The 3,000-nt window shown below is 72.7% G+C and carries 4 protein-coding genes; 1 reads left to right on the forward strand and 3 read right to left on the reverse strand.

What is annotated here, in order from left to right:
• Positions 1–58: 58 nt before the first annotated feature.
• Entirely contained in the window at positions 59–274 is a 216-nt protein-coding gene (locus VIU94_RS28820) for an EF-hand domain-containing protein (protein ID WP_331915630.1), read from the reverse strand.
• A gap of 124 nt (positions 275–398) precedes the next feature.
• Between VIU94_RS28820 and VIU94_RS28825 the strand changes: the two genes are divergently transcribed.
• Positions 399–1,037 carry a GNAT family N-acetyltransferase gene (locus tag VIU94_RS28825; protein ID WP_331915631.1) on the forward strand — a complete coding sequence of 213 codons (639 nt, stop codon included), beginning with the start codon at positions 399–401 and terminating at the stop codon, positions 1,035–1,037.
• A gap of 127 nt (positions 1,038–1,164) precedes the next feature.
• On the opposite strand, the gene VIU94_RS28830 is transcribed toward VIU94_RS28825, so the two are convergent.
• On the reverse strand, positions 1,165–2,379 hold the full coding sequence (locus tag VIU94_RS28830; protein WP_331915632.1) for a YncE family protein: 1,215 nt from the start codon (positions 2,377–2,379) through the stop codon (positions 1,165–1,167).
• 11 nt (positions 2,380–2,390) lie between these two features.
• On the reverse strand, positions 2,391–3,000 hold a 610-nt coding region (locus tag VIU94_RS28835), incomplete at its 5' end, for a polysaccharide deacetylase family protein (protein WP_331915634.1).

The following is a 3,000-nucleotide window of genomic DNA, read 5'->3' on the forward strand; positions in this document are numbered from 1 at the left end:
TCATCGAGCGCAGGACGCCCGGCAGCTCAGCGTGCGCGGGCGTCCCGGTGGGCAGGCATCAGGCCTTGTTGAGGTTGGCCCAGAACTCGTCCCAGGAGAGCTTGCCGTCGCCGTTGCCGTCCTGCGGCTTGATCAGGGCCTCCGCGACCGTCTCGGTGACGTGGAAGTCGCCCAGCTGAGCCATGACGCTCTTGTACTCGGCGGCGGTGATGAAGCCGTCCCCGTCCACGTCGTAGCGATCGAATGCCTTGCGTGCCGACTCGATGTCCGCCACTGGGTCCACCCCTTCTTGGTACGTCTTCTGACGGGGGTCAGGCTATCGGGCGATATCCGGTGTCCGGTCGCCGGGCATGGGGTCCCCACACGCCCGCTGGGCGTAGGGGGAGGATCATGGAGGCATGAGCGACGACGTGGCACGAATACTGGCGGCGGCGGCGCGCGGGGAGTTCCCGCCGCCGGACGGGTCGGCCGTGGTCGTGGCGCAGCCGAACCGGCGGGACGCCGGCGTCCTGGCCTTCACGGCACACTCGGTGATCTTCACGGACGAGGATCCGGAGTGGGTGCATGGGGCGCTCGCCGCGACCGCCGCCGATCCGCTCGCGGCGTCGATGAACCCGGTCTTCCTGACCGGGCTGCTGGCGAAGACCGGCCGCCGGATGAACACCGTCGACCTGCTGACCGTCGCCGACGCGCTGCCCGGCGACCCCGGCCTGGAGCTGCGCGAGATCGAGGACCGGTCGCACCCGCGGGTGGCGCGGGCCCTGAAGTACCGGGACGACGTACGGGTCTGGACGGCCGACGGCGGCGTGCTGATCCTCGGCCGGGGCGTCGCGGGCCGCTGGGAGACCGCGATCGAGGTGGACGAGCACGCCCGGCAGCAGGGGCTCGGCCGGGCGCTGGCCCGGGCCGCCCGGCACCTCACGCCGGGGCCGGTGGTCTGGTCCCAGCAGTCGCCGGGCAACGCCCGCAGCGTCCGGACGTTCCAGGCCGCGGGGTACCGGCCGGTGGCCTCCGAGGCGCTGTTCGTCGCGGCCTGAACGGCCGACGGCACGGGCGACCCGCTCCGTTCATTCTGCCCCGCCACCGCGTTCGGCCGCGCGGTGACGGCGCGGGGGCGGCCCCGGTCGGGGGCCGGGGCCGCCGCGCCGCGGGCCGCCCCCGTCGTCAGCGGAAGACGCCGGTGTGGCCGAGCGAGTACCGGCCGGGCTGCGGGTAGACCGCGAGGCCGTGCGGGCCGCCGCCGACCGGGATCCGGGCGAGCTGCTTCCCGGTGGCGGTGTCGATGGCGTACACCTCGGAGTCGTACCGCCCCGACAGCCAGAGCACCTTGCCGTCGGCGGAGACGCCGCCCATGTCCGGGGAGCCGCCGTCCGGCAGCTGCCACTTCTTCGTCAGCTTGTTCTGGGCGAAGTCGAAGACGGAGATGGTCCCTTCGCCGCGGTTGGGGACGAACATCTCCTTGGAGTCGCGGGAGATGTAGAGGCCGTGGCAGCCCTTGCCGGTGGGCAGCAGGGTCGGCTCGGTGAACTTCTCGCCGTCCAGGACCCACATGCCGTGCGCCATCATGTCGGCGATGTAGAAGGTCTTGCCGTCCGGGGAGATCTTCACGTCCTGCGGCATCGCGCCCTCGAAGGGCAGCTTCCGCTGGCCGATCACCTCCATCTTCTCGGTGTCGACCTTCAGCAGCTCGCCGGAGAACTCGCAGGAGACGACGAAGTACCGGCCGTCGGCGGAGAAGTCGGCGTGGTTGACGCCGTAGCAGGAGACCGGGACGGTCTTCTTCCGCTCCATGGTGTGCGGGTCGCGGAAGACCAACTCGCGGTCCATGGAGGCCATGACGATGGCGTACTTGCCGTTCGGCGTGAAGTAGAGGTTGTACGGGTCGTGCACCTCGACCGCCTTGCCCGCGACGCCGGTCGCCGGGTCGATCGGGGTGAGCGTGTGGCCGCGGTTGTTGTTGACCCACAGGGTCTTCAAGTCCCAGGACGGGACGACGTGCTGCGGCTGGACGCCGACCCGGATGGTCTCGATGACCTTGTACGTGGCCGGGTCGATGACCGAGACGGTGTTGGAGTTGGTGTTGGGCACGTAGACCCGGGACGGGAAGCCCTTGACCACCGGGGACAGCTGGTTCGGCCGGTCGGCCGCGTAGATGTCCTTCGGGTCCAGGACCGGCGGCATGCCGGGCAGCCCGGCCGGAACGGCCGGCTTGGGCACGGAGGGAGGCGGGGCGGCCTTGCCGCCGCGGCCGGTCGGGGGCCGGCCGTCGTCGGAGCCGCAGCCGGCGAGGGCGGCGAGCAGACCGGCGGCGAGCAGCGCGCAGGCGCGCCGGGTGAACCGGGCCAGGGCGGGAGAGGGCGTCAGGTGGCGGGGCGTCATGTGGGGAGGCATCAGGTCAGCAGCTCCGTCGTGGTCACCGCGCGCAGTCCGCGGCGGTCGAGGTCGGCGAGGAGGGCGGGCAGCGCGGCGACCGTGTCCGCGTAGCCGAAGTGCAGGCTCACCACGGATCCGTTGCGGATCGGCCCGGTGACGTTGCGGATGACGGCCGGTGCGCCGGGCGAGGTGAAGTCGAGGGAGTCGACGTCGTAACCGAGGATGTGCGGGTAGCCGGCCCGCGCGGCGGCCCGCCGGACGTGCGGGCTCGCGTGCGGGGCGCGGGACGGCCTGAACCAGGTGCCGATGGACCCGGTGAGCCGGCGCAGCCGCTGGGCGCAGGCGCTGATCTCGGCGTACGCCTGCGCCTCGGTCATGGCGTTGACGTCGATGTGGTGCTGGGTGTGGTTGCCGAGTTCGTGGCCGCCGTCCAGGATCCGGCGGGCCAGGTACGGGTACCGGTCGAGCCAGCTGCCGACGGCGAGGACGGTGACCCGGGCGCCGGCCCGTTCGGCGTGGGCGAGCACGGCGCGGGCGCCGGCCGGGTCGCCCTGGCCGTGGAAGGTGAGGGCGACCCGCGGGCGGTCGCGCGGCCCGTGGTCGATCTCGGCGGGCCGGCCGGGGAAG

Origin of the sequence: Streptomyces sp. (genome assembly GCF_036566765.1) — a bacterium.
Lineage (GTDB): Bacteria > Actinomycetota > Actinomycetes > Streptomycetales > Streptomycetaceae > Streptomyces.

Excerpts from the sequence above, each read along its gene's own strand:
- VIU94_RS28830 (WP_331915632.1), bottom strand. The coding sequence starts at position 2,379 with ATGACGCCCCGCCACCTGACGCCCTCTCCCGCCCTGGCCCGGTTCACC.
- VIU94_RS28825 (WP_331915631.1), top strand. The coding sequence starts at position 399 with ATGAGCGACGACGTGGCACGAATACTGGCGGCGGCGGCGCGCGGGGAG.